Here is a 24,844-nt window from a genome sequence, read left to right as displayed (position 1 = left end):
ATTCCCAATTTCCTTCCCATGTTGTTCATTGGCGGTCTACAACCAGAACATCAAAGCACTTCGCCCGGCGACGTGGGATTTGGCATTGCGCGCTCAATTCCGGCCATTGAGCCGACATGGTTGAGTTCGAGCGCAGCAGGCCAGCACCGGTTTTTAAACTCTGGAGCTTCCCCATGTCTGCACTCTATGAAACGACCGCCTTGGTCGTTCCGTTTGAGAACCTGAGAATGAGCGACGTCGAAGTCGTAGGCGGCAAGAACGCCTCGCTCGGCGAAATGATCTCCCAACTGCCCGAAGGCGTTCGCGTGCCGACGGGTTTTGCCACCACCGCCCATGCGTTCCGTGAGTTTCTGAAGCATGAAGGTCTGGCTGATCGCATCAGCCAAAAGCTGGCGTCGCTCGATGTGGATGACGTGCGCGCGCTGGCTGCTGCTGGCGCTGAGATTCGCGGCTGGATGGAAAACCAGCCTTTCCCTGCCGACCTCGAAAAATCGGTCCGTGACGCTTTCGCAACCCTGTCCGCAGGCAACGCGCAGGCGAGCTTCGCCGTGCGCTCTTCGGCCACCGCTGAAGATCTGCCAGACGCTTCGTTCGCCGGTCAGCAGGAAACCTTCCTGAACGTCGTCGGCATCGAAGACGTGCTGCACAAGATGAAGGAAGTGTTCGCGTCGCTGTACAACGACCGTGCCATTTCGTATCGCGTCCACAAGGGCTTCGAGCACGACGTGGTGGCCCTCTCGGCTGGCGTGCAGCGCATGGTGCGCTCCGACACCGGCGCCGCTGGCGTGATGTTTACCATCGACACCGAATCCGGCTTCGAAGAAGTGGTGTTCATCACCTCGAGCTACGGTCTCGGCGAGACCGTGGTGCAGGGCGCCGTGAACCCTGACGAGTTCTACGTGCACAAGCCCATGTTGGAAGCGGGCAACAAGTCGGTGATCCGCCGCAACCTGGGCAGCAAGCTGATCCAGATGGTGTTCGCATCGCCCGAAGAAAAGGCTGCCTCCGGCAAGCTGGTGAAGACCACCGACGTGGCGCCCGAGCTGCGCAACCGCTACTCGCTGACCGACGCCGACGTCGAACAGCTGGCCCGCTACGCGCTGATCATCGAGAAGCACTACGGTCGTCCGATGGACATCGAGTGGGGCAAGGACGGCACCGATGGCCAGCTCTACATCCTGCAGGCACGTCCCGAAACCGTGAAGAGCCAGTCCAAGGGCCAGGCCGAACTGCGCTTCAAGTTGAAGGGCACCGGCACCGTGATCGCCGAAGGCCGCGCCATCGGTCAGAAGATCGGCACCGGCCCTGTGCGCCTGGTGAACGACATCGCCGAAATGGACAAGGTCCAGCCCGGTGACGTGCTGGTCACCGACATGACCGACCCCAACTGGGAGCCAGTGATGAAGCGCGCTTCCGCCATCGTCACCAACCGTGGTGGCCGCACCTGCCACGCCGCGATCATTGCGCGTGAACTGGGCATTCCAGCGGTGGTGGGCTGCGGCGACGCGACCTCCAAGCTCAAGGATGGCACGCTCGTCACCGTGAGCTGCTCGGAAGGCGACACCGGCAAGATCTACGACGGTCTGCTCGAAACCGAAGTGACTGAAGTGCAGCGCGGCGTGATGCCCAAGATCAGCACCAAGATCATGATGAACGTGGGCAACCCCCAGCTCGCGTTCGACTTCGCACAACTGCCCAACGAAGGCGTGGGTCTGGCGCGTCTCGAGTTCATCATCAACAACAACATCGGCGTACACCCCAAGGCGATCCTCGACTACCCTGCCGTCGATGCCGACCTCAAAAAGGCCGTCGAATCCGTGGCCCGTGGCCATGCCTCGCCGCGCGCGTTCTATGTCGACAAGGTCGCCGAGGGCGTGGCGACGATTGCCGCCGCGTTCTGGCCCAAGCCCGTCATCGTGCGTCTGTCGGACTTCAAGTCCAACGAGTACCGCAAGCTGATCGGCGGCAGCCGCTACGAGCCCGAAGAAGAAAACCCGATGCTGGGCTTTCGTGGTGCCGCACGCTACATCAGCGCTGAATTCGGTGAAGCCTTCGCGATGGAGTGCGAAGCCCTCAAGCGCGTGCGCAACGAAATGGGTCTGACCAACATCCAGGTGATGGTGCCTTTTGTGCGCACCCTGAAGCAAGCCGAGCGCGTGACCAGCCTGCTCGCCGAGCACGGTTTGAAGCGCGGCGAGAACTCGCTCAAGGTCATCATGATGTGCGAGGTTCCCTCGAACGCCGTGCTGGCCGAGCAGTTCCTGCAGTTCTTCGACGGCTTCTCCGTCGGCTCGAACGATCTGACGCAGCTCACGCTGGGTCTGGACCGCGACTCTGGTCTGGAACTGCTGGCCGCCGACTTCGACGAGCGCGATCCTGCTGTGCAGGCGCTCCTCAAGCGCGCCATCGACGCCTGCCTGGCACAGGGCAAGTACGTGGGCATCTGCGGCCAGGGCCCCAGCGATCACCCTGACTTCGCCAAGTGGCTGGCCGAGCAGGGCATCTCGTCGATCTCGCTGAACCCTGACAGCGTCGTCACGACTTGGCAGAACCTCGCAGGCTGAGCCTGACGGCGAAGGGAGTCCGTCCACATGCTGCCGCATTCCGAGAATGAAGAGCAGGTGGGCATTCCCTTTCCGCCCGACATGCATGACGCCCGGCACTTGTGGCTCAAGGCCGGGCTTCTTTGCGTCTGGGTGCTGGTCACCTTCGGCGCATGCTGGTTCGTGCGCGATCTGACCTGGCAATTCGGTCAGTGGCAATTCGGCTACTGGATGGTCGCCCAAGGGGCAGTCCTGATGTTCATCGTGATCGTCTGCGTTTACTGTGCAGCGATGAACCATTTCGAGCGGCAGGATCAGCAGCGCGAGTCCGGCGGCACCTCTTCCGATGAGTGACGGTGGTACTCCGGGCGGGCGCTCGTATTCAAGGCGTCTGGCGCGCACACTCACGCTCTATGTGATCGGCCTGCTGGGCTTCATCGCTGCACTGGCCTGGGCCGAGCAGCAGGGGCTGTCGCGGCACTGGATCGGGCCGATCTTCCTGTTCCTCACCGTCATGGCCTACGCGGGCATCGGCGTCTACGCGCGCACGACCGACCCCGAGGAATACTACGTCGCGGGCCGGCGCATTCCCCCGTTCTACAACGGCATGGCCGCAGCGGCCGACTGGATGAGCGCCGCGTCGTTCATTAGCCTCTCCGGCGCGCTCTATCTGCAGGGCTTTGCGGGTTTGCCGGGGCAGGCGGGCGGGCTGGCCTATCTGCTCGGGTGGACGGGGGGCTTCTGCCTCGTCGCCATCCTGATCGCGCCGCACCTGCGGGCGATGAATCTCTACACCATCCCTGACTTTTTCCAGGTGCGCTTCGGTGGCCGTTGGCCGCGCGTGATCGCGGCGCTGGCGGCGGTGATCTGCTCGTTCACCTATGTGGTTGCGCAGATCTATGGCGTGGGCCTGATCGCCTCGCGCCTGACCGGCGTGCAGTTCGAGATCGGCATCATGCTCGGGCTCGGCGGCGTGCTGCTGTGCTCGTTTCTCGGCGGCATGCGTGCGATCACCTGGACGCAGGTGGCGCAGTACGTCGTCATTCTGCTGGCCTTTTTGATTCCCGTATCGTGGCTCGCCTACAAGCAGCTTGGAACGCCGGTGGCGACCTTCGAATACGGCGCGCAGATCGGCAAGATCGCCGAGCTGGAAGACAAGTTGCTCGCATCGCCTGCCGAGATGGAGGTGCAGCGCGCTTACCTGCGCCGTGCGCGCGACTACGAAGCGCGCCTCACCGATGTGGACGCAGCCCTCGAGCGCGAGCGCACGGTGGCTCGGGAGCGCATACAGAGTCTCCGCGCCAAGAATGCCGATGTAGGCCTGATCGTCGCCGCCAGCCGCGAGCTTGTGAAACTGCCACGCGATGCAGAGACCGCACGTGAACTGTGGACGCGCGAGATGCGCGAGAACTACGAGCGTGCGAGGCCGCTGGGCGGATTGCCGCGTCACAGCCAGGCATTTGCGGGCAATCCTGAAGGTAGTTCGGAAGAACGCGAAGCCTTCAAGAACTCACGCAACAACTTTCTGGCGCTGATGTTTTGCCTGATGGTCGGCACAGCCGGTCTGCCGCATCTGCTCACGCGTTACTACACGGCACCCTCCGTCGCTGCCGCACGCTCGTCGGTCGCGTGGTCGCTGTTTTTCATTGCACTGCTGTACCTGAGCGCCCCAGCCCTTGCGGTGCTGATCAAGCACGAGGTCATGAACACGCTGGTGGGCAGCAGCTTTGACGCGCTACCCAGCTGGATGGCCCAGTGGTCGCGTCTGGACAGCGCCTTGCTCTCGGTCGAAGACATGAACGGCGACGGCATTCTGCAGTTCGGCGAGATGCGTTTCGGCGCCGATCTCATCATGCTCGCCACACCCGAGATCGCCGGACTGCCGTATGTGATTTCCGGCCTCGTCGCGGCGGGTGGTCTGGCCGCTGCGCTCTCCACCGCCGACGGCCTGTTGCTTACCATCAGCAACGCGCTGGTGCGCGATCTCTACTTCCGCGAAACCCGCCGCCGAGCCACGCCCGAGCAGCGCGTGATCCTGACCAAGTTCGCCCTGCTTACCGTGGCCTTGTCCGCCGCCTTCGTCGCTGCACTGAAGCCCTCGGAAATCCTGCCCATGGTCTCGGCCTCGTTCTCGATTGCCGCATCGGCCTTCGTCCCCGCGATGGTGCTTGGCATCTTCTGGCGCGGCACCACGCGTGCCGGAGCCGTGGCCGGGATGGTCTCTGGCCTGCTGATCACCGTGTACTACCTGCTGTCGCAAGTGAACGGCGTGCGCGCCGTCGTGCCCTCCCTCCTGCTGGTGGACGGGCTGTGGTTCGGTATCCAGCCCATCTCTGCGGGCGTTTTTGGGGTGCCCTGCGGATTCATCGTGGCATGGGTCGTGAGTTGGATGACGCGTTTGCGCAAAGATCAAGAAAATCTACCGAGATTGGTGTGACGAGAGAATAAATCTTTGCCATCCCTCGGGCATTCCCGATAGGCAATCAAATTAACATTTGAGATGGTCGGATCTGAATTCAACGACCCGGATGTGAGGTGAGTGATGATTTACGTGAAGACGCAAGCGGGTCAACAAGCGCTCAAGGAGCGACACGCGTCGTTGGCCCCTCGCCAACGGTCCGCCTTCATTTTGTTTGACGGAAAACGCACCCTCGCGCAGGTGCTCGAAGCCACCGCCCCCATGGGCATCACTGCTCAAGATGTGCAGGGCATGGTCGATCAGGGACTGCTCGAGCCCGCGACGACTGCCGCAGCAGCGTCGACCAATACCCCGACCGCAGCAACCCCCAGCGGTTTTGGCACCGAGAGCTTGCGAAGCTCCAGCGATCGCTATCAGGACGCTTACCGCATTGCCACTGAATTGACCTCTGGCCTCGGCCTGCGCGGCCTGCCGCTGACCCTCGCCGTCGAAGCCGCAGGCGGCTACCGCGAGCTTTTGGCCCTTGCTCCCAAGATCCGTGCGGCGGTGGGGGATGCCAAGTACGCGCGGCTGGAGCAGGCGCTCAACGGGTGATCCGACCTCCCGAGACGGTGGGCTACTGAGCCGTCCGATCAACAAAAAACGCGCCCATGAGGCGCGTTCTTCATCGTCGGCAGATCTGAAACTCGATCAGCCGCCCACACCCAGCAGTTCCACGTCGAACTTCAGTGTTGCGTTCGGAGGGATCACGCCGCCTGCGCCGCGTGCGCCGTAGCCGAGGGCTGCGGGGATCAGCAGGGTGCGCTGGCCGCCGATCTTCATGCCTTGCACGCCTTCGTCCCAGCCCTTGATGACCATGCCGGAACCCAGTGGGAATTCAAAGGGATCGTTGCGATCACGGCTGGAGTCGAACTTGGCGCCTTGCTGGCCATCGTTGTAGAGCCAGCCGGTGTAGTGCACGCGCACGGAAGCGCCTGCCTTGGCTTCGGCGCCTTCGCCGACGACGGTGTCCTGGAACTGCAGGCCGGAAGGGGTGGTGGTGAACGTCATGGAGAGAGTCCTTTGGATGGAATGGGAAATCGCTGCGTCATGGGTCCACTTGAGCGGGCCGAGGACGGCGATGCGGCAAGCATAGTGCCAAAAAACACAAAACCCGCGAACGGGCGCGGGTTGGTGGTGTGGTTTTGGGCGGGAATGCAGGCGGTCAGTCGTCCAGCTCGCCGGAAGTAGAACTGCCGGATGAGGCCGAGGGCACGTTGGTGCCTGGCCAAGGATCACCCAATGGAGTGGTCGCTGCGGTAGCGGGTGTCTGGGCCGGAGCAGCAGGTGCAGGGCTGGCTGATGATGCGCGCACGGTGACTTTGCGCGGGTGGGTGGCGGCCCAACGCAGGGCGAAGGGTTGCACGTCCGACAGGCGCTTGAGCAGATCCTGACCGAGCGGGGTGACGGTGTAGCCGTCGCTGCCATGGTCGAGCAGGCTGGCTTCGCGCAGTTCCTTGATGCGGGTGTTCAGCGTGTTGGGGGTGATGCCGCCCACGCTGTCCTGCAGCAGACGAAAAGTCTGCGGGTGGCCGTCACGCAGCGCCCACAGCACACGCATCGCATAACGGCATTCGAGTCGCTCGAACAGCTGATTGACGGCGGCGTTGTCCTTGGAGCTCATGAGCGCTTCTCCTTACGCATGAAATGAAAGCAGCCCGAGAAGCAGATAGGTTCATCTGGGCGGTTGGCGAAAACGGCATCAATATAGCGTGGAATCAAAATTGCTACAAGTTTGGTAGCTTTTGCGACAAGGTGGCTTTATGAGAACTATGCAGTTTTATGTCGCCCAGCCCGCCTTTGAGGCGTAGTCATGCGCGACGGTGTTGGCGATCAGGGGCTTGCCTTGGTTAGATGATGTGCGGCGCGATGCAGATGTGCCATGAAGTGACGCACGCTAGGTTTGAGGTGCGAATCGGCACGCGCAAGGGCGCCGAGTGTCAGCACGAGTGGACCTTCCTTGAGCGTGATGATGTCGATGTACTGCGAGGCGAGTGGATGCAGCGCGATCTGCTGGGGTAGCAGGCCGACGCAGTTGCCGCTGGTGATGATGGACAGCAGGCCGAGCGTTGAATTGACCAGCGCGCCCGCAGGCGGCGGCGCGAGGCCGTGCTGCTCGAACAGCGTCTTGGCGTAGCCGGAGTCGGGCGGCGCGCCGGTGTAGACCCAGGGCGCATCGGCCAGATCGGCCAGGCGCTTGGCACGTGCGAGCGGGTTGCCCTTGCGCACGACGACGACCATGGTGATGGGCATCAGCGTCTCCACCGCGAATTCACCGGCCGGTAGATCATTGGGCAAGGGGCCGAGCGCGATGTCGACCTCGCCCTTGCGCAGGCGCGTGAGCTGCGCGATGTAAAGCTCCTCGATGATGCGCAGCTTGATGTCCGGGAACGCGCTGCCAAAGGTGCGCAGCGTCTCGGGCACGAGCAGCATTACCGCAAGCGGCACTGCGCCGATGGTGAGCGAGCCCGACATGTGGCCGTCGAGCTGGCGGATTTGCTCGACTGCCTGCACGAGTTCGCGATCTGCGGCGATTGCGCGCTCGTACATCACAAGCCCTTGCGCCGTTGCGACCACGCCGGTGGTGGATCGATGCAGCAGTGTGGTCGATAACTCACGCTCGAGTTCGCGTATCAATTTGGTGAGCGCGGGCTGCGATATTCCGAGGCGTTTTCCCGCCGATCGCAGGCTGCCTTCCTCGATGGCAGCCACCAGTGCTCGCAGGTTCGTGAGTTTCATTGTGAGGGGCTTCCAGTAAGGGTTTGCGCGAGGGTGATAACCGCCAGTTATTGCGCATCGGGGCAGGACATCTTACTTGCGTGAACCTTGCTCTCTAGACTCCGATCATTCCAAAAAACGCTTACGAGCGGCAGTGACAATCGTCGCTGATAGAGGTCAAAAGGAGACGAGTTAATGGAAGAGCAAAAAGCGGATGCATCGCCTGCGATGCGCCGATTGGAGTGGCTTTGCGATGCGAGTGCTGCGATAGGGGCTTTGGTGTTGGTGGCACTGGCGTTGATGACCACGGTGAGCGTCGTCGGGCGCGCATTTTTCGCTCATCCCATTCTTGGCGACGTCGAACTGGTGCAGCTTGGCTGTGCGGTGGTGGTGGCCTCGTTCCTGCCCTACACGCAGTTCCGCCGCGCCAACATTATCGTGGACTTCTTCACGACCAAGGCGAGCGCATCTGCGCAGCGCCTGATGGATGCCTTCGGCCTGTTGCTCTACACGCTGATGCTGGCGCTGGTCACCTGGCGCGTGGCCGTTGGCGGCATCGATATTCGCGAGGCGCAGGAGCGCTCGATGCTGATGGATCTGCCGCTGTGGATTCCCTACGTGCTGATGCTGCCGGGGCTCGCACTGTGCGTGCTGATCGGTATCGTGCAGCTCACCGAACTGCTGCGCGGCGGTGATGCGCAGGCGGATGACGAGGTGCAGGCATGAGCACGATGTCGATTGGCTTGGCGATGTTCGCCGGCATGCTGGTGTTGATGGCCGTGCGCGTGCCCATCGCGGTGGCGATGTTCATTCCCGGAGCCCTGGGGTACATGGCGCTTTCCGGATGGCTGCCGCTGCTTGCGCATTTGAAGGGTGCGGTCTACGGCCGGGTGTCGGTGTACGACCTGTCGGTGATTCCGCTGTTCATGTTGATGGGCGCGGTGGCCGTGCAGGGCGGTCTCTCGAAGGCGCTGTTCGACTTTGCGAATGCGCTGCTCGGGCGCTTCCGTGGCGGCATGGCGATGGCCGGTGTGCTGGCCTGCGCGGCGTTCGGTTCGATCTCGGGTTCGACCGTGGCGACCACCGCGACGATTGCCCAGGTGGCCTATCCGCAGATGCGCCGCATCGGCTATTCGGGCCGTCTTGCCACCGCCGCACTTGCGACGGGCGGCACCATGGGTGTGCTGTTGCCGCCGTCTGTCACGCTGATGGTCTACGCGATTCTCACCGAGCAGAACATCACCAAGATGTTCCTGGCGGCCTACGTGCCCGCGCTGATCGCGGCGCTCGGCTACATCATCGCGATCATGGTGATGGTGCGCATCCACCCCGAACAGGCCCCTGCGGCGCAGGCGATTTCTGCACGTGAAGTGCTCAAGGCGGCAGCCAAGGTCTGGCCGATCCTCGCGATCTTCGCGGTGGTGTTCGGCGGCATCTACGGCGGCCTCTTCACGGCGACCGAGGGCGCGGCCATCGGCAATGTGATGACCTGTGCGATCACGCTGTTCCGTGGTGAGCTGAACCGCAGCAAGTTCGTTGCGGCCGTGCGCACCACGGCGCAGACCAGCGGCATGATTTTTCTGATCTTCATCGGCGCGGACATGATCAACGCGGCGCTGGCGCTCTCGCAACTGCCGTCGCAACTGGCCGAACTGGTCGGCCATCTGCAGATCTCGCCACTGCTTGTGCTCACCGGCGTGATGCTGTTCTACGTGCTGCTCGGCTGCGTGATGGACGAGATGAGCATGATCCTCTTGACCGTGCCGACGCTGTTTCCGGTGATCATGGGCATGGACTTCTTCGGCCTCTCGGTGGGCGACAAGGCGCTGTGGTTCGGCATCCTGATCCTCACCGTCTGCGAGATCGGCATGATCTTCCCGCCGGTCGGCTTGAACGTCTACATCATGAACGGCCTGGCGCGTGACGTGCCCATGGTTGAGACCTACAAAGGCGTGGTTCCCTTTCTCATCACCGATGCGATGCGGCTTGCATTGCTCATCGTGTTTCCCACCACGGCGCTGTGGCTGGTGCATCTGCTCACCTGAACAGACCCTAGACCTAAACCTACACAACAAGGAGACTGACCATGCAATTCAAAATGGCACTCACGGCCTGTACCCTCGCCATCGCGAGCTTGGCAGCGCCCGCCCAGGCGCAGGACGTGACGCTCAAGGTCCACTTCCATCTGCCGCAGACGTCTTATGCGAGCACGCTGTTCATTCAGCCTTGGTGCGAGAAGATCGCCAAGGAATCGAACAACAAGATGAAGTGCCAGATCTACCCGTCGATGCAGTTGGGCGGCACGCCGCCGCAGCTCTTCGATCAGGTACGTGATGGCGTGGCCGACGTGGTGTGGACGCTGCCGGGCTACACGGCGGGCCGCTTCCCGAGCCTCGAGGCCTTCGAGTTGCCCTTCATGATGCAGAAGCCTGAGGCCACGAGCCGCGCGCTCTGGGAGTACGCGCAGATTCACAGCCAGAAGGAGTTCAAGGACGTGCACCCGCTGGCCTTCCACGTGCATGGCCCCGGCGTGTTCCACATGACAGGCAAGCCGGTCAAGACCATGGCCGATCTGCGTGGCCTGAAGATGCGGGCGCCCACGCGCCTGACCAACAAGTTCATCGCGATGCTCGGCGCCACGCCGGTCAGCATGCCGGTGCCGCAGGTGGGCGACGCGCTCTCCAAGGGCGTGATCGATGGCGCGGTCGTACCGTATGAAGTCGTGCCTTCTGTGAAGATCCAGGAACTGGTCAAGTACCACTCCGAGACCGATCCCGCCGCGGCCGCGTTCTACACCTCGACCTTCCTCTTCGCGATGAACAAGGCCAAGTACGAATCGCTCCCGCCCGACCTCAAGAAGGTCATCGACGCGAACAGCGGCGAAGCGCTTTCCGGCCAGATCGGCAAGGCCTTCGTGCAGGCCGATGCGGAGGGCAAGAAGCTCACCGCCAACAACACGACCAACGTGATCGCCGCGACGGAGCTCGCGACCTGGCAGAAGCTCGGCGACAAGCTCTCGGCTGACTGGATCAAGGACATGAGCGGCAAGGGACTCGACGGCAAGAAGATGCTGGACGACGCCAAATCGCTGATCGCCAAGCAGGCGGCCAAGACCACGCCTTAAACCGCCCCTACTTTCAGAACTGACCCGAACAGGGCGAGCGCCTGTGCGCACGCCCGGGGGAAGACTCGTCCCGAAAAAAGCGCACACACAACAAAGGAGACAACGATGACGATGCTGAAGAAGTACACGCTGAATTGCACCACTCCCCGTTTTGCCAAGGGCGTGCTTGCCTTGGCCGCGTGCAGTGTCATCGCGCTGGGCCTTGCGGCCTGCGGTGGTGGCGACGACGCGGCGGTGGGCGTGAACGACGCGGCGCTCAAGTTCGATGCGGCCAAGTACACCACGATCAACGTCACCGTCGACGGCACCAAGGTGCCCGTGCGCTGGTACCCGGAAGTCTGCTACGTCGCCAAGCCGACGGAGATGGCCGCGACGCAGACCGCGCTCGGCCAGACGGTCACCATCAGCAATACGAAATGCGGCTACCAGAGCATGAACATCTTCGTGCCCGAGAGCGCCGCGAGTGATCAGAAGACGGGCATCTACTTCGCCGTGAACAACGCGGGCTGGATGCACAGCTACATCAAGGCCAGCGTGAAGGATGGCGCCACGTTCGACAGCAGCGCGAGCAACGTGGGCGCGGCGCTCAAGGCCGGTTATGTCTACATCGACGTGGCCACGCGCAGCCGCAATGTGGTGGGTGCGGATGGCAAGTATCCTGGTAAGTCGCCCTCGGTGGTGGTGGACGCCAAGGCCGCCGTGCGCTATCTGCGGCTCAACGATTCGCTGATGCCCGGCAGCGCCAAGCGCATCGTGGTCAACGGTACGAGCGGCGGCGGCGGGCTGTCGTCGATTCTCGGTTCGTCGGGCAACAGCGCCGACTACTACAGCTATCTGGCCGAGGCCGGTGCGGCGGGCATCGACGCATCTGGCAAGAGCACGCTGGCCGACGATGTGCTCGCGATCAACGCCTACTGCCCGATCACCGATCTAGGCAACGCCGACATCCTCTACGAATGGATGTTCAACGTGCTCGGCACACGGGTCACGGTCAGCCAGAACCCCAACCCAGCGGGCTCCGCCGAGCTGATGGCGAAGTTCGCGGACTACCAGAAGTCACTCAATCTCAAGAACTCCGCAGGCGCAGCGCTCACGGCCGACAACATGCTCGATGAGGTGAAGGCCGAGGTGATCCGTTCGGCCGAAACCTATATGGCCGCGGGCAAGACGATTCCCAATCTCGGCGAGGTGATGACCTACACCAGCCAGGGCCAGACCGGCCAGTACACCAACGACTGGCTCACGGTGGACAACGCGGCGGGCAAGGTGCTGTCGATCGACATGACGAAGTATTTGAAGTTCGTCGTCACCCAGGCCAAGCTCAAGAACGCGCCGTCGTTCGACCAGAGCGGCATGGCGATCACTGCGTCGTCGGGCGAGTCCTCGCTGTTCGGCACCACTGCGCAGGTGTATTCCAACTTCACCGACTACGGCTGGACGCACAACGACAAGGCGGGCGACGGAACGGGGCTGGACGACACCAAGCAGACCTGGGCGCAGTTCCTCGCCGCATCCACGCTGGTGACCACGCAGGTCAAGCTGGTCAATCCGATGAACTACATCGGAAGCGCCGCCAAGACCGCGCCGTACTGGTATGTGCGCCACGGCTCGCGCGATCGCGACACGGCCTTCGTCGTGTCGGTGAATCTGGCGCGCGCGCTCAAGGCCGATGCCGACGTGAGCGACCTGAACTACCGCCTTGCCTGGGACCAGCCGCACGCGGGCAACTACGACGTGCCCGAAGCCATGGCATGGATCGCCAAGACCTTGAAGGACGCGGACGCCAAGGGCCTCTAAGCCCACGCATCCGCACACGCAACTGCCACCCGAGTGGCGCATGGAGAAAAGCCAGCTATGGCACAGATCATCGGCGGCATTGCCGCATCGCACACCCCGACCATCGGCTTCGCGTTCGACCGCGACAAGAGCAGCGACCCCGTGTGGGCGCCGATCTTTGAAGCGTTCGAGCCGATCCACGCTTGGATCGAAGAGAAGAAGCCCGACGTGCTGCTGTTCATCTACAACGACCACGTCACCTCGTTCTTCTTCGATCACTACTCTGCGTTCACGCTTGGCGTGGGCGAGCAGTGGGACGTGGCGGACGAGGGCGGCGGGGCGCGTGATCTGCCAGCCATCGCCGGCCATCCGGCGCTGGCCGAACACATCGGCCGCTCGCTGATGGCTGATGAATTCGACATGTCGTTCTTCCAGGACCGGCCGCTTGATCACGGCTGCTTCTCGCCGCTGTCGGTGATGTGCAAGCACGAGAATGGCTGGCCGCTCAAACTCGTGCCGCTGCAGATGGGCGTGCTGCAGTTTCCGCTGCCGACCGCGCGCCGCTGCTACAAGCTTGGGCAGGCGCTGCGCCGTGCCATTGAGAGTTATCCCGAAGACCTGCGCGTGGCCATCGTTGCCACGGGCGGTCTGTCGCATCAGGTGCATGGCGAGCGCGCGGGCTTCAACGATCCCGAATGGGACGCGCGCTTCGTGGACCTGTTCGAGCGCGATCCCGAACAGCTCACCACGATCACACATGCGGAGTACGCGACGCTCGGCGGACTCGAAGGTGCCGAGGTCATCATGTGGCTGGTGATGCGCGGCGCGCTGTCGGCGCAGGTCACGTGCAAGCACCGCGCCTACTACCTTCCGTCGATGACCGGCATAGCCACCGCGATCTACGAAAACGCAGAGCCGCAGGCCATGTGGCCGCAGGCGAAGGAGCGCCACCTCGCGCATGTGAACGAGCAACTGGCCGGTGCGGAAAAACTGAAGGGTACGTATCCCTTCACCATCGGCCGCAGTGTGAAGGCCTACCGCCTGAACCGCTTTCTGCACGACCTTGTGATCCCCGCGCACCGCGTGAAATTTCTGGCCGACGAGGCCGCGCTGATGCGCGAGGCGGGCCTGAGCGACGAGGAGCGTTCGCTGGTGAGTACGCGCAACTGGCAGGGCTTGATCCACTACGGCGTGATTTTTTTCATGCTCGAAAAGCTCGGTGCGGTCGTCGGCGTCTCCAACCTGCACATCTACGCCGCCATGCGCGGCGAGTCGCTCGAAACCTTCCAGAAAACGCGCAATACGCAGGCGCTGTACTCCGTTGCAGGCAAAGAGGCCGGCGCTCTGGGCTGGGACAAGCCGAGCAATTGATACACCAGATTTCTTCACGCCATCCACATCACCACCACCACTGACCTACGAGGAGAGAGACATGAAAAAACCACACCGCATCGCACTGGCCGCAGCGAGCGTTGCCGCACTGCTTGGCAATGTCGCGCATGCGCAGAGCAATGTCACCATCTACGGCATCGTCGATTCATCGGTCGAATACATCAACAAGGTGGGCGCGAATGGCGACAGCCTCACCCGCATGCCGGGTCTCACGGGCGGGCAGATGCCGTCGCGTCTGGGCTTTCGCGGAACCGAGGATCTGGGCGGCGGGCTGAAGGCCATCTTCACGCTCGAGTCCGGCCTTGGCGTGGACAGCGGCACGCTGAACCAGGGTGGTCGCTTCTTCGGTCGCCAGTCCTTCGTCGGCCTTTCGGGCAGTTGGGGCGCGGTGACGCTGGGTCGCCAATACTCGATGCTGTTCTGGTCGCAGCTCGACGCCGACATCCTCGGCCCCGCAAGCTACGGTTCGGGCTCGCTCGACAGCTATCTGCCGAACGCGCGCGTGGACAACGCCATCGCCTACAAGGGCACGTTCAACGGCTTCACCGCAGGGGCGACCTACAGCTTCGGCCGCGACACGGTGAATGCGGGCCCGAGCCCATCGGGCACCAATTGCGCGGGCGAGAACGCGAGCGACAAGTCGGCCTGCCGTCAATGGTCGGTGATGGCCAAGTACGACGCCGCGCAATGGGGTGTGGCTCTCGCCATGGACGAGATCACCGGCGGCGCGGCCGCGTTCGCGGGGCTCACCAACAGCGACCTCAAGGACCGCCGCTCCACCGCCACCGGCTGGGCGAAGTTCGGTGACTTCAAGCTCGGCGGTGGCCTGATCGCGCGCAGCAACGACGCGACACCCGCGACCAAGCGCAGCAACCTCTGGTACGTGGGCGCGCAGTACCGCCTCGCGCCTGCGTTCGTGCTGGATGGCGAAGTGTTCAAGCTCGACTACAAGAACAGCGCCAACGCGGCCACGCTGTACGCGATTCGCGGCACCTATAACCTGTCTAAACGCACGGCGGTGTACGCCACGGCGGGCCATATCTCGAACAAGGGGACGCTCGCGCTGTCGGTAAGCAATGCGGCGACAGGCAGCAATCCTGCTGCAGGTTCGGGACAGTCCGGACTGTCGGTCGGCATGCGCCATTCGTTCTGATAAGGAACACCCCCCTGAGTCGCTGCGCGCCTTCCCCCCGCTCTCGCATTGCTTGCGCAATGCGGGCAGGTGAACGCAGTCTTCGCTGCGGGGCGGCCCTTGCTCGACTGCTCTCGCCTAGGCAGCGCCAGTTTCAAAGGCTGAGGCAGGTATAGAGCGCTGTGTTATTTTTACTCCAAGGAAGAGGCACGTTGTGAACAGCCCGCTCATCCATCTGCGCGGCATTTCGTCGATGGCCACGCGCCATGTGTTGTCCGAGCTTTCACAAACCTGCCCAGTTGCCGGAATTTCCCTGCAGTTCGAATCGGTGGGGGGCGTCGATGCAACGCGACGTCTTGCTGCGGGGGAGCCTTTTGATCTGGTGGTACTGGACGCGAATGCGCTCGCCGCTCTGGCGCAGTCGGGCCATGTACTGCCGGGTTCTTTGATGGAGCTTGCCGCGTCCGCCACGGCGGTGGCCGTGCGTTGTGATGTAGCGGTGCCCGATATCTCCACTCCCAAAGCGTTGCGCGCGGCCCTGCTGGCTGCGGAAAAAATTGGATATTCAAGTGGCCCGAGCGGCACAGCGCTGATGGCGTTGTTCGAGCGCTGGAGCATTGCAGACGACGTCGCAGATCGCCTTGTGAAGGCACCTGCCGGCGTGCCTGTGGGCAAGCTGCTGGCCGAGGGCTCGGTCAACATCGGCTTTCAGCAGCTGAGCGAATTGCTTGGCATCGAAGGCATTGCCATTCTCGGCGCCATGCCCGCCGGTTGCGAGATCGTCACTACGTTTTCGGGTGCGGTGGGATCGTCATGCCAACACGTTGAGGCAGCACACAAGGCGCTGGATTTCTTGGCCTCATCGTTCGAGGCGCAGACGGTGAAACGGCGTCACGGCATGGCCTGACCGGGCTGGCAAAAGTTCAGTGCGCGGGCGTGCCGCGCGGTGTCTGGGCCAGGCGCACCAAAATCAACAGCGTGTTGTTCACTGGCGTCGCAATGCCGAGCGCCTGGCCGCGCGCCACCACATAGCCGTTCAGATGATCGATCTCGGTCTGCTTGTTGCGCGCCAGATCCTGGGCGGTAGACGAAAGTTGACCCGGCATGGTCTTCGGCAGGCCGTGCACCATATCCAGCATGTTCTCTGGGAGCTGAACATCATCAGCCTTGGCGACCGCCATGCATTCGGCGACGATTTCGTCGATCAGAGGATTGACGCCGCTGGTCTTTTGATCGACCAGCCAGCCATAGGGCATCTGCGTAAGTGCCGACAGCGCGTTGTAGGCGCAGTTGATGATGAGCTTGGCCCAGAGCGCGCCGCGCACGTTGTCGGAAATCTGCGTGGGAATGCCCGCTGCGGGAAATTGCAGCGCAATCAGTTCGCTGAGCGGCGAGGGGGCGATGACGAGTTCGCCGCGGCCGAAGTGCCGTACATGACCGGGGCCGGGCATTGCGGTGGCCACGTAGACCACCGCAGCGGCGACCGGGTTCTGCTCGCCGAGTACTGAGCGCGCGCGTTCGTCGTTGTCCACGCCGTTCTGCAGCGTAAGCACCAACGCGCCTGGAGACAGGTAGGGCTGCAGCTGCTTTGCGGCGGCCTCGGTGTCAGTGGACTTCACGCAGAACAGCACTACGTCCGCACCCTGCACGGCACCGACATCGGTGCTCGCGGTCATCGGCACGTAGAGGTCTTCGGTCGCAGTTTGAAAACGCAGACCGCGCTTGAGCACCGCCTCCACATGGGCCTGCCTGCCAATCAGAGTCACATGGTGCCCCGCGCGTGCGAGCATCGCACCGAAATAGCAGCCCACTGCGCCCGCGCCCATGACAGCGATGGACAGGCGTGAGATGTGGGTCGATGCTTGCGCTGGAGTGGGCGATGCGATGTCGGAGGAGCTTGGGGTGTGCACGATCGGGCCTGCCGTTCTGAGTAGTCGGGATGATTCAAGACCGACTATAGCGCTCTGATGTTTTCGCGTCAGCCCTTGAGTTTCAACAGGTAATTCATCACCTGAGCGGTGGTGTTTTCCATGGTCAGAAACTCGGTGAAATCCTTGCCGCTTTGCCAGGAGGGGTCCCAGCGGTTGGCTTGCAGACTGCGCTTCCAGCTCTCACGCGCCGTAGCGTACTCGATGGCGACAAGCAATTGGCGACAGCGCTCATCAGGCACCTCGTTGCCCGTGAACACGGCGCGCCAGTTCGCCATGGCGGCATCCACGCCCATGTCCTTGAACGAGGGCAGGCCGTAGATCCGCTTGCGCGCGGACACGCCCAGCGCATGCAGGCGGCCCGACGACAGGGCCTCGCTCATCTCGCTGAAGCCCGAGATCGCCACCTGAGACTGCTTGCTCAGAACAGAATCGACCACATCGTTGCCGCCGGGAAAGGGCTTGTACTGCAGTTGATCGGGCGGCACCTTGGCGGCGCGCGCCAGCATGCCCGCGAACATGTGATCTACGCCACCGGCAGAGCCACCCGCCACGGTGAGCGACTGCATGTCGCTGCGCATCGCCTGCATAAGCCCTTTTGCATCGCGGATCGGTGAATCGGCCGCCACGGCGACCACCAGATAGTCGCTCGTCAGCCGCGCCAATGGACGGATCTGGCGCATGTCCACGGGGGGCTTTTGCAGCGCGATTGCGCCCACCATCACCATGCCGCCGATCAGCAGCGTGTCGGACGCTGCGGCGTATTGCTCTACATAGCGCGCAAGCCCGATGGTGCCGCCCTTGCCTCCGATGTTCTCGTAGCTCACCCGACCCACTACACCGCTGTCCACCAGCGCCGCGCCGAGCGCTCGGCCGGTCTGGTCCCAGCCGCCACCGGGATTTGCCGGGATCACGATGTGCAGCTTCTCGCCGAGATGCGGGCCTGTGTTGGTGTTGGCGTGGGCCCATCGCAGTGGCGCCAGTCCGGTGCAGGCGAGAGCCACGCCGCCGAGTAGCCAGCGGCGGCGATCCATTGAGGAGAGTGAGGTTTCCGAGTGAAATGGGGGAAGGAGTGATTGTGGTGTTGTTCGCATGCAGAGCTCCTGAGGAGCAGGGAATCATGCGAAATCAAGCTGTCATTCAGCCGTCATTCAACTGCCATCTTCTTGGTGTTTGCACTGATTTGACAATTGCGCGCGGGCGGAAAAAAGCCCCGCATGCTTTCACATGCGGGGCTTTTGTTTTCAGCTTGTGCTTGTCGTTGATTACAGCGAGTCGATGAAGCTGCGCAGCTTGTCGGAGCGGCTTGGGTGCTTCAACTTGCGCAGCGCCTTCGCTTCGATCTGGCGGATGCGTTCGCGGGTCACGTCGAACTGCTTGCCCACTTCTTCCAGCGTGTGGTCGGTGGACATTTCAATGCCGAAGCGCATGCGCAGCACCTTGGCTTCGCGTGGGGTCAGGCCGTCGAGGATATCCTTGACGACATCGCGCAGACCGGCTTGCATCGCCGCATCGACCGGTGCGGTGTTGTTGCTGTCCTCGATGAAATCGCCCAGATGGCTGTCGTCGTCGTCGCCGATGGGGGTTTCCATCGAGATCGGCTCCTTGGCAATCTTCATGATCTTGCGGATCTTGTCTTCCGGGATCTCCATCTTGGCTGCCAGGATGGACGCATCGGGCTCGAAGCCGAACTCTTGCAAGTGCTGGCGCGAGATACGGTTCATCTTGTTGATGGTTTCGATCATGTGCACCGGGATGCGGATCGTGCGGGCCTGATCAGCGATGGAGCGCGTGATGGCCTGGCGGATCCACCAGGTGGCATAGGTCGAGAACTTGTAGCCACGGCGGTATTCGAACTTGTCCACGGCCTTCATCAGGCCGATGTTGCCTTCCTGGATCAAGTCGAGGAACTGCAGACCACGGTTCGTGTACTTCTTGGCGATGGAGATCACGAGACGCAAGTTGGCCTCGATCATTTCCTTCTTGGCATCGCGCGACGCGGCTTCACCGGCGTTCATGCGCTTGTTGATGTCCTTGAGCTCGGTGAGCGGCACGACCACGCGCGACTGCAGGTCCATCAGGCGCTGCTGGAGTTCCTGCACGGGCGGAATGTTGCGCGAGAGGATATTGCTCCATGGCTTGCCGGATGCGGCCTGCTTCTCGACCCATTGCAGGTTCAGCAGATTGGGCGGGAAGTCCTTGATGAAGGTTTCCTGCGGCATGCCGCACTTGTCCACGATGATGCGGCGCAGTTCGCGTTCCTTCTTGCGCACGTCGTCTACCTGGGCGCGCAGCATGTCGCACAGCTTTTCAATCGTCTTGGCGGTGAAGCGGACGGTCATGAGTTCGGCAGAGATTTCCTGCTGAATCTTCATGTACACGGCGCCGCCGTAGCCGTCCTTGTCGTAGACCTTGTGCATCTTCTCGAAGTGGCCGCGCAGCACGTCGAAACGGCGCAGGGCTTCATTCTTGAGTTCTTCGAGCTTCTTGGTCAGCGCCTTGGAGCCGCCCTTGCCGTCGTCGTCGTCGTCTTCGTCGAATTCGTCGAAGTCTTCTTCGGCCACGTAATCGTCGGCTTCGTTGGGGTTGGAGAAGCCGTCGACGATGGTCGAGATCACGACCTTGCCTTCACGGATTTCTTCGCCCATCGAGAGGATTTCGGCAATGGTGGCGGGCGATGCGGAGATCGCCTCCATCATGTCCTGCAGACCACCTTCGATGCGCTTGGCGATTTCGATTTCGCCTTCGCGAGTCAGCAGTTCGACCGTGCCCATTTCACGCATATACATGCGGACGGGGTCGGTCGTGCGGCCGAACTCGGAATCCACCGTTGACAGAGCCGCTTCGGCTTCTTCTTCGGCTTCTTCGACGGTCGTTGCGGTCGGAGTGACGTTGTTCTGGAACAGGGTTTCCGCGTCGGGAGTCTGCTCGTACACGGCCACGCCCATGTCGTTCAACATGGTAACCACGACTTCCATCGTTTCCGCATCGACCAGCTTGTCGGGCAAGTGGTCGGAGATTTCGACTTGGGTGAGGTAGCCGCGCGTCTTACCCAGCGTGATCAGCTTCTTGAGCTGCGAACGACGCTTGGCCATGTCTTCTTCGGAGAGGACGGTTTCGTCCAGGCCGAATTCCTTCATCAAGGCGCGTTCCTTGGCCTTGCTGATCTTCATGCGCAGCGGCTTGACCTTTTCGACGGTCGCAGCCTGTGTCTGCTCGGCTTCCGCCTCGGGTTCGCCTTCGAGATCGGATTCGATGTCCGACAGATCGGCATCGTCTTCGGAGCTCTCGCCATCCTTGGCCTTTGGCTTGCGGCCGCGCTTGGCGGGCGCCTTGCCTTCGGCATCAGCCTTTGCGGGGCGGCCGGGGCGCTTCTTGGCGGTGGTCTCGTCGTCGCCCGCGTCAGCGGCAGCGCCGCGAGCAGGTTTCTTCTTCAATTCATCAGTGGTTTCTGCAGAGGCAACAGATTTCTTGGCAGGCACGGTCTTGACTTCTTCTTTCTTGGTTGCCTTGGCGGGCTTGGCCACGACCTTCTTCACAGGCGCGGCTTTGGCGGGGGCCTTGGCAACGGATTTCACAGCAGCTTTGGTAACGGGCTTAACGGTCTTGGCAACGGTCTTCGCAGCCGAGCCACTGGCTGGAGCGGTCTTGGCTGGCTTCGCGGACTTTTGAGCAGGCATGCATTACCTCAGGTTCAAAAACGGACACACAAAGAAAACTCAAGCGCCATCCATCCCGGCGCGGGCTAGCAGGCGAAGGGCGTTTCCGTTACCTTCGCAGGTGAGGATCAAATCCTCTGCAGCAAGATGTCTGGGCGAACATTTGGAGTGCAGTCCTTGCGGTGGGGTAGGCTGTTGTGCGTGTTTGTCACGGGCGCCTGATCCGGAGGTGCTGCTGTCGCTCTTGCCGACAAGCCTTAAATTATACCTTTTACAGGCAAATCAAGAGCTTGACAGCTTGGGGTTTTCCAGTGCTACTCGTCGAGTTTGTAACTCTTTGTATTTTTCAAGCGCTGCAGGATCGCGTGCCGCCTGCGTGATTAGCTCGTTTTCCTGACGTCGAAGCTGGTCGATCAGCAGCCGGTTGACGATGCCGCGAAGCTCATCGCGCAACTCGGCCACGTCCCCTTCCGTCTGGGCGTGTGAGCCGGTCATCAGCTTGCGGATCTTGGCCTCATGCTCATGCCCGGAAAGCGACTCCTGCAGTACCGCCCACGCGACCGGGCCATGCTCGTGGAGTTGACCTTCGAGCCAGACGAAGATCGGCCCATGCGGGGTGGGCAGATCGCACAGCGTGGTGTGGTCTTCGTGCGACAGATCTTCGAGGAATTCCATGTGCGAGAGCACCAGCCGCACCGCATGATCCTCGCGCTTGGCGACGGCGTCGCGCGGGAGTGGCGGCTGCGGCGGCAGATCGGCGTCCTTGCCCCAGCGCTTTTTCCAAGGGCCCTTGCCGTTGCCGGGAGTCCAAGGCTTTTTCTGAAACTGTGGCGCGGTCGATGGATAGCCGCCCTGAGAAGGGTAGCCGTCATTCGGCGCGAACGAAGACTCGCTGTCGCGCTCCCAGGGAGCCAGATCGGGCGGAATACCCCAGGGTATGGCGTCATCCGGCGCGCCCGTGTTGCCTGGCGTTGCTGGGCGAACAGCGCTACGACCTGGCTGCTGTGCGGCTTGTTGCGACCAGAGTTGGCCCAGTTCGCCTGCAGGAAGCTGCCCCAGTTCGCCGAGCTCGCCCAGCAACTGCCGCTTGAGCGCGCCATCGGGCAGCAGGCCCCAGAGCGGGCGCGCATTGGCCAGCATGTGGGCGCGGCCCTCGGCCGTTCCCAGATCGCAGCCCTCACCGGACGCCTCGACCAGAAAGCGGCTCAGCGGCGTCGCGTCGCCCACGTGGCGCGCGAAGGCGTCGGTGCCGTATTCGCGCACGAAGCTGTCAGGATCGTGCTCGCTCGGCAAAAACAGAAACTTCACGCTGCGCGTGTCGCTCGCATAGGGCAGGGCTCCGTCGAGTGCCTTGCGCGCCGCGCGCCGCCCGGCCGCGTCGCCGTCGAAGCTGAACACCACGGTGTCGGTGAAGCGAAAGAGTTTGTGCACATGGTCCGGCGTGCAGGCCGTGCCCAGAGTCGCCACCGCATTCGGAAAGCCGAGCTGCGCCAGCGCCACCACGTCCATATAGCCTTCGGTGACCAGCACATAGCCCGATTCGCGGATCGCGTTGCGGGCCTCGAACAGGCCGTAGAGCTCGCGGCCCTTGTGGAAGACTTCGGTTTCGGGCGAATTCAGGTACTTGGGCTTGTCGTCGCCCAGCACCCGACCGCCAAAGCCGATACATTCGCCCTTGACGTTGCGGATCGGGAACATCACCCGGTCGCGGAAACGGTCATAGCGCTTGTCGTCTTCCTCACCGACGATCACCAGGCCGCTCTCTTCAAGCAGCGGGTCGTCGTAGCTTGGGAAAACGCTCGCCAGATTGCGCCAGCCCTCGGGCGCGTAGCCAAGGCCGTACTTCTTGGCGATGGCGCCTGATACGCCGCGCCCCTTGAAGTAGCCAATCGCACGCTGTGATTCGCGCAGTTGCTTGCGCCAGGATTCACCTGCCTTTTCAAGCACGTCGTTGAGCGTTGCCTGCTTTTTGCGCTGGGCGGCCGCGCGCTCTCGGTCCTGGGGCGATGAATCGTCGTCGTCCGGTACCTGCATGCCCGCCTTCTGGGCGAGATCCTGCACCGCATCGCGAAAGCCAAGGCCGGCGTGGTCCATCAGAAAGCCAATGGCGTTGCCATTCTTGCCACAACCAAAACAGTGATAGAACTGTTTGGATGGGCTCACGCTGAACGATGGCGACTTCTCGCCGTGGAACGGGCACAGCCCCATGTAGTTCGCGCCCGCCTTCTTGAGCTGGACGTAGTGGCCCACGACATCGACAACGTCGGTGCGCGCGAGGAGATCCTGGATGAATGTTTGCGGGATGGACACGGGGGTATTTTGACCGATGCCAACCCCGTTTCCGGGCATGTGGTTTTCACTCAGTTTGGCGTCAGCCCGCTTTGGTCTAATGTCCGATAGTCAAATGGGCGGGCGACAATCATTGGAGCAGGCCTTAGATCAAACAGGAGATATCGTGTCCACGAGCATTTACGACCAGAATTTGTCCCAGAACGAAGCCAACCACGCCGCTCTCACGCCGTTGTCCTTCATCGAGCGCACTGCCGAGGTCTACCCGGACCGGCTGGCGGTGATCTATGGTGACCTGCGCCGCACCTGGGGCGAGACCTATGCGCGCTGCCGCCAGCTGGCCAGCAGCCTGCAGAAGGCGGGCGTGGGCAAGAACGACACCGTGGCCGTGATGCTGCCGAACACGCCGCCGATGGTGGAGGCGCACTTCGGCGTGCCGATGTCGGGCGCGGTGCTCAACACGCTGAACACCCGGCTTGATCCCGAGACCATCGCCTTCATGCTCGACCATGGCGAAGCCAAGGTGCTGATCGTCGATCCGGAGTTCTCGCCGCTGGTCGCCAAGGCCCTGCCGCTGCGCAAGCACACTGCGCCGCTGCTCGTCATTGAGGTGGAAGACGCGAGCTACGGCGCGCCCGCGCAGTCGGTGGGAACGCAGACCTATGACGCCTTTGTGGCGGCGGGCGATGCCGCATTCGAATGGAAGGTGCCCGGTGACGAGTGGGACGCCATTGCGCTGAACTACACCAGCGGCACTACCGGTAACCCCAAGGGCGTGGTCTACCACCACCGCGGAGCGACGATCAACGCGATCAGCAACGTGCTCGAATGGGACATGCCCAAGCACGCCGTCTACCTGTGGACGCTGCCCATGTTCCACTGCAACGGCTGGTGCTTTCCGTGGACGGTGGCAGCGCGCGCAGCGGTCAACGTCTGCCTGCGCCGCGTGGAAGCGCAGGCGATCTTCGACGCGATCCGCAACCATGGCGTCACCCACTACTGCGGCGCGCCCATCGTGCACGGCCTGCTGGTGAACGCTCCGGCGGCGATGAAGGAGGGCGTGCCTGCTGGTGTGAAGGCCATGGTCGCGGGCGCTGCGCCTCCAGCCGCGATGATCGAGGGCATGGAGGCCATGGGCTTCGATATCACCCATGTCTACGGCCTCACCGAGGTATACGGCCCCGCGACGGTCTGCGCCAAGCACCAGGAATGGGATGCGCTCGACATCGGCGAACGCGCGCGCCTCAATGCACGCCAAGGCGTGCGCTACCACCTGCAGCGCTCGGCCGCCGTGCTCGATCCTGAGACGATGGTGCCCGTGCCACACGATGGCGAGACCATGGGCGAGATCATGTTCCAGGGCAACATCGCCATGAAGGGCTATCTCAAGAACCCCCATGCTACTGACGAGGCCTTCCGTGGCGGCTGGTTCCATTCGGGGGATCTGGCCGTGCAGTACCCCGACGGCTACATCAAGATCAAGGATCGCAGCAAGGACATCATCATCTCGGGCGGCGAGAACATTTCGTCCATCGAGGTGGAAGACGTGCTGTACCGCCATCCTGACGTGCTCGCCGCCGCTGTGGTCGCCAAGCCTGACCCCAAGTGGGGTGAAACCCCATGCGCCTTCGTCGAGCTGAAGGACGGCGCCACGACAACGGTGGAAGACATCGTCGCCCATTGCAAGAAGCATCTGGCGGGCTACAAGGTCCCGCGTGCGGTGGTGTTTGGCGACCTGCCCAAGACCAGCACCGGCAAGATCCAGAAGTTCGAACTGCGCAAGCAGGCAGGGTCAGCGTCGGCGATTGACGGCTGACACAGCGCG

At 62.6% G+C, this 24,844-nt stretch carries 18 protein-coding genes and 1 pseudogene; 12 read left to right on the top strand and 7 right to left on the bottom strand.

The window, feature by feature from the left end; all coding sequences use genetic code 11:
* Positions 1–173: 173 nt before the first annotated feature.
* From ppsA to G7047_RS15180, 4 genes are all read left to right on the top strand, one after another.
* Positions 174–2,564, top strand: coding sequence for a phosphoenolpyruvate synthase (gene ppsA / locus G7047_RS15195; RefSeq protein ID WP_166307012.1), 2,391 nt, complete (start codon positions 174–176; stop codon positions 2,562–2,564).
* 27 nt (positions 2,565–2,591) lie between these two features.
* On the top strand, positions 2,592–2,897 hold the full coding sequence (locus G7047_RS15190) for a DUF4212 domain-containing protein (RefSeq protein ID WP_166307010.1): 306 nt from the start codon (positions 2,592–2,594) through the stop codon (positions 2,895–2,897).
* On the top strand, positions 2,890–4,980 hold the full coding sequence (locus G7047_RS15185; RefSeq protein ID WP_166307008.1) for a VC_2705 family sodium/solute symporter: 2,091 nt from the start codon (positions 2,890–2,892) through the stop codon (positions 4,978–4,980). The genes G7047_RS15190 and G7047_RS15185 overlap by 8 nt, the downstream gene beginning before the upstream one ends.
* A gap of 105 nt (positions 4,981–5,085) precedes the next feature.
* A complete protein-coding gene (locus tag G7047_RS15180) occupies positions 5,086–5,556 on the top strand; it encodes a hypothetical protein (protein ID WP_166307006.1) in 471 nt (156 codons plus the stop codon).
* A 96-nt stretch (positions 5,557–5,652) separates the two neighbouring features.
* On the opposite strand, the gene G7047_RS15175 is transcribed toward G7047_RS15180, so the two are convergent.
* From G7047_RS15175 to G7047_RS15165, 3 genes and pseudogenes are all read right to left on the bottom strand, one after another.
* The gene (locus G7047_RS15175) at positions 5,653–6,012 is read right to left on the bottom strand and encodes an FKBP-type peptidyl-prolyl cis-trans isomerase (protein WP_166307004.1); all 360 of its coding nucleotides are present in this window, start codon (positions 6,010–6,012) and stop codon (positions 5,653–5,655) included.
* 310 nt (positions 6,013–6,322) lie between these two features.
* A pseudogene (locus tag G7047_RS15170) lies at positions 6,323–6,625 on the bottom strand (winged helix-turn-helix transcriptional regulator); the annotation flags it as partial.
* 209 nt (positions 6,626–6,834) lie between these two features.
* Positions 6,835–7,740, bottom strand: coding sequence for a LysR family transcriptional regulator (locus tag G7047_RS15165; RefSeq protein WP_166307002.1), 906 nt, complete (start codon positions 7,738–7,740; stop codon positions 6,835–6,837).
* Between the two features lie 174 nt (positions 7,741–7,914).
* Between G7047_RS15165 and G7047_RS15160 the strand changes: the two genes are divergently transcribed.
* The 7 genes from G7047_RS15160 to G7047_RS15130 all read left to right on the top strand — a co-directional run bounded on the left by G7047_RS15160 (position 7,915) and on the right by G7047_RS15130 (position 16,050).
* Complete coding sequence (locus tag G7047_RS15160; protein ID WP_166307000.1) at positions 7,915–8,445, top strand: TRAP transporter small permease; 531 nt, start codon at positions 7,915–7,917, stop codon at positions 8,443–8,445.
* Positions 8,442–9,764, top strand: coding sequence for a TRAP transporter large permease (locus tag G7047_RS15155; RefSeq protein WP_166306998.1), 1,323 nt, complete (start codon positions 8,442–8,444; stop codon positions 9,762–9,764). Before G7047_RS15160 ends, G7047_RS15155 begins: the two co-directional genes overlap by 4 nt.
* Before the next feature lie 41 nt (positions 9,765–9,805).
* Positions 9,806–10,843, top strand: a complete 1,038-nt coding sequence (locus tag G7047_RS15150) for a TRAP transporter substrate-binding protein (protein ID WP_166306996.1) — start codon at positions 9,806–9,808, stop codon at positions 10,841–10,843.
* 105 nt (positions 10,844–10,948) lie between these two features.
* Positions 10,949–12,640, top strand: coding sequence for a subtype B tannase (locus tag G7047_RS15145; protein ID WP_240939139.1), 1,692 nt, complete (start codon positions 10,949–10,951; stop codon positions 12,638–12,640).
* A gap of 57 nt (positions 12,641–12,697) precedes the next feature.
* Positions 12,698–13,990, top strand: coding sequence for a gallate dioxygenase (locus G7047_RS15140; protein ID WP_166306993.1), 1,293 nt, complete (start codon positions 12,698–12,700; stop codon positions 13,988–13,990).
* 61 nt (positions 13,991–14,051) lie between these two features.
* Positions 14,052–15,164, top strand: coding sequence for a porin (locus G7047_RS15135; protein ID WP_166306990.1), 1,113 nt, complete (start codon positions 14,052–14,054; stop codon positions 15,162–15,164).
* Positions 15,165–15,357: 193 nt separating this feature from the next.
* Entirely contained in the window at positions 15,358–16,050 is a 693-nt protein-coding gene (locus G7047_RS15130; RefSeq protein ID WP_166306987.1) for a substrate-binding domain-containing protein, read from the top strand.
* 16 nt (positions 16,051–16,066) lie between these two features.
* Here G7047_RS15130 and G7047_RS15125 read toward each other — a convergent pair whose 3' ends face one another.
* The 4 genes from G7047_RS15125 to dnaG form a co-directional block, all read right to left on the bottom strand.
* Complete coding sequence (locus tag G7047_RS15125) at positions 16,067–16,969, bottom strand: ketopantoate reductase family protein (protein WP_166312085.1); 903 nt, start codon at positions 16,967–16,969, stop codon at positions 16,067–16,069.
* 152 nt (positions 16,970–17,121) lie between these two features.
* Positions 17,122–18,105: a tripartite tricarboxylate transporter substrate binding protein gene (locus G7047_RS15120; RefSeq protein ID WP_240939138.1), complete on the bottom strand. Its 984-nt coding sequence runs from the start codon at positions 18,103–18,105 to the stop codon at positions 17,122–17,124.
* Positions 18,106–18,336: 231 nt separating this feature from the next.
* Entirely contained in the window at positions 18,337–20,751 is a 2,415-nt protein-coding gene (gene rpoD / locus G7047_RS15115; RefSeq protein ID WP_166306981.1) for an RNA polymerase sigma factor RpoD, read from the bottom strand.
* A 261-nt stretch (positions 20,752–21,012) separates the two neighbouring features.
* Positions 21,013–23,040, bottom strand: coding sequence for a DNA primase (gene dnaG, locus G7047_RS15110; protein ID WP_166306978.1), 2,028 nt, complete (start codon positions 23,038–23,040; stop codon positions 21,013–21,015).
* Between the two features lie 145 nt (positions 23,041–23,185).
* Here dnaG and G7047_RS15105 point away from each other — a divergent pair, with 145 nt between their 5' ends.
* Positions 23,186–24,835, top strand: a complete 1,650-nt coding sequence (locus G7047_RS15105) for an acyl-CoA synthetase (RefSeq protein WP_240939137.1) — start codon at positions 23,186–23,188, stop codon at positions 24,833–24,835.
* Positions 24,836–24,844 lie beyond the last annotated feature (9 nt).

Origin of the sequence: Diaphorobacter sp. HDW4A (assembly GCF_011305995.1) — a bacterium.
Lineage (GTDB): Bacteria > Pseudomonadota > Gammaproteobacteria > Burkholderiales > Burkholderiaceae_C > Diaphorobacter_A.
This window is presented reverse-complemented; position numbering and strand designations above follow the sequence as displayed.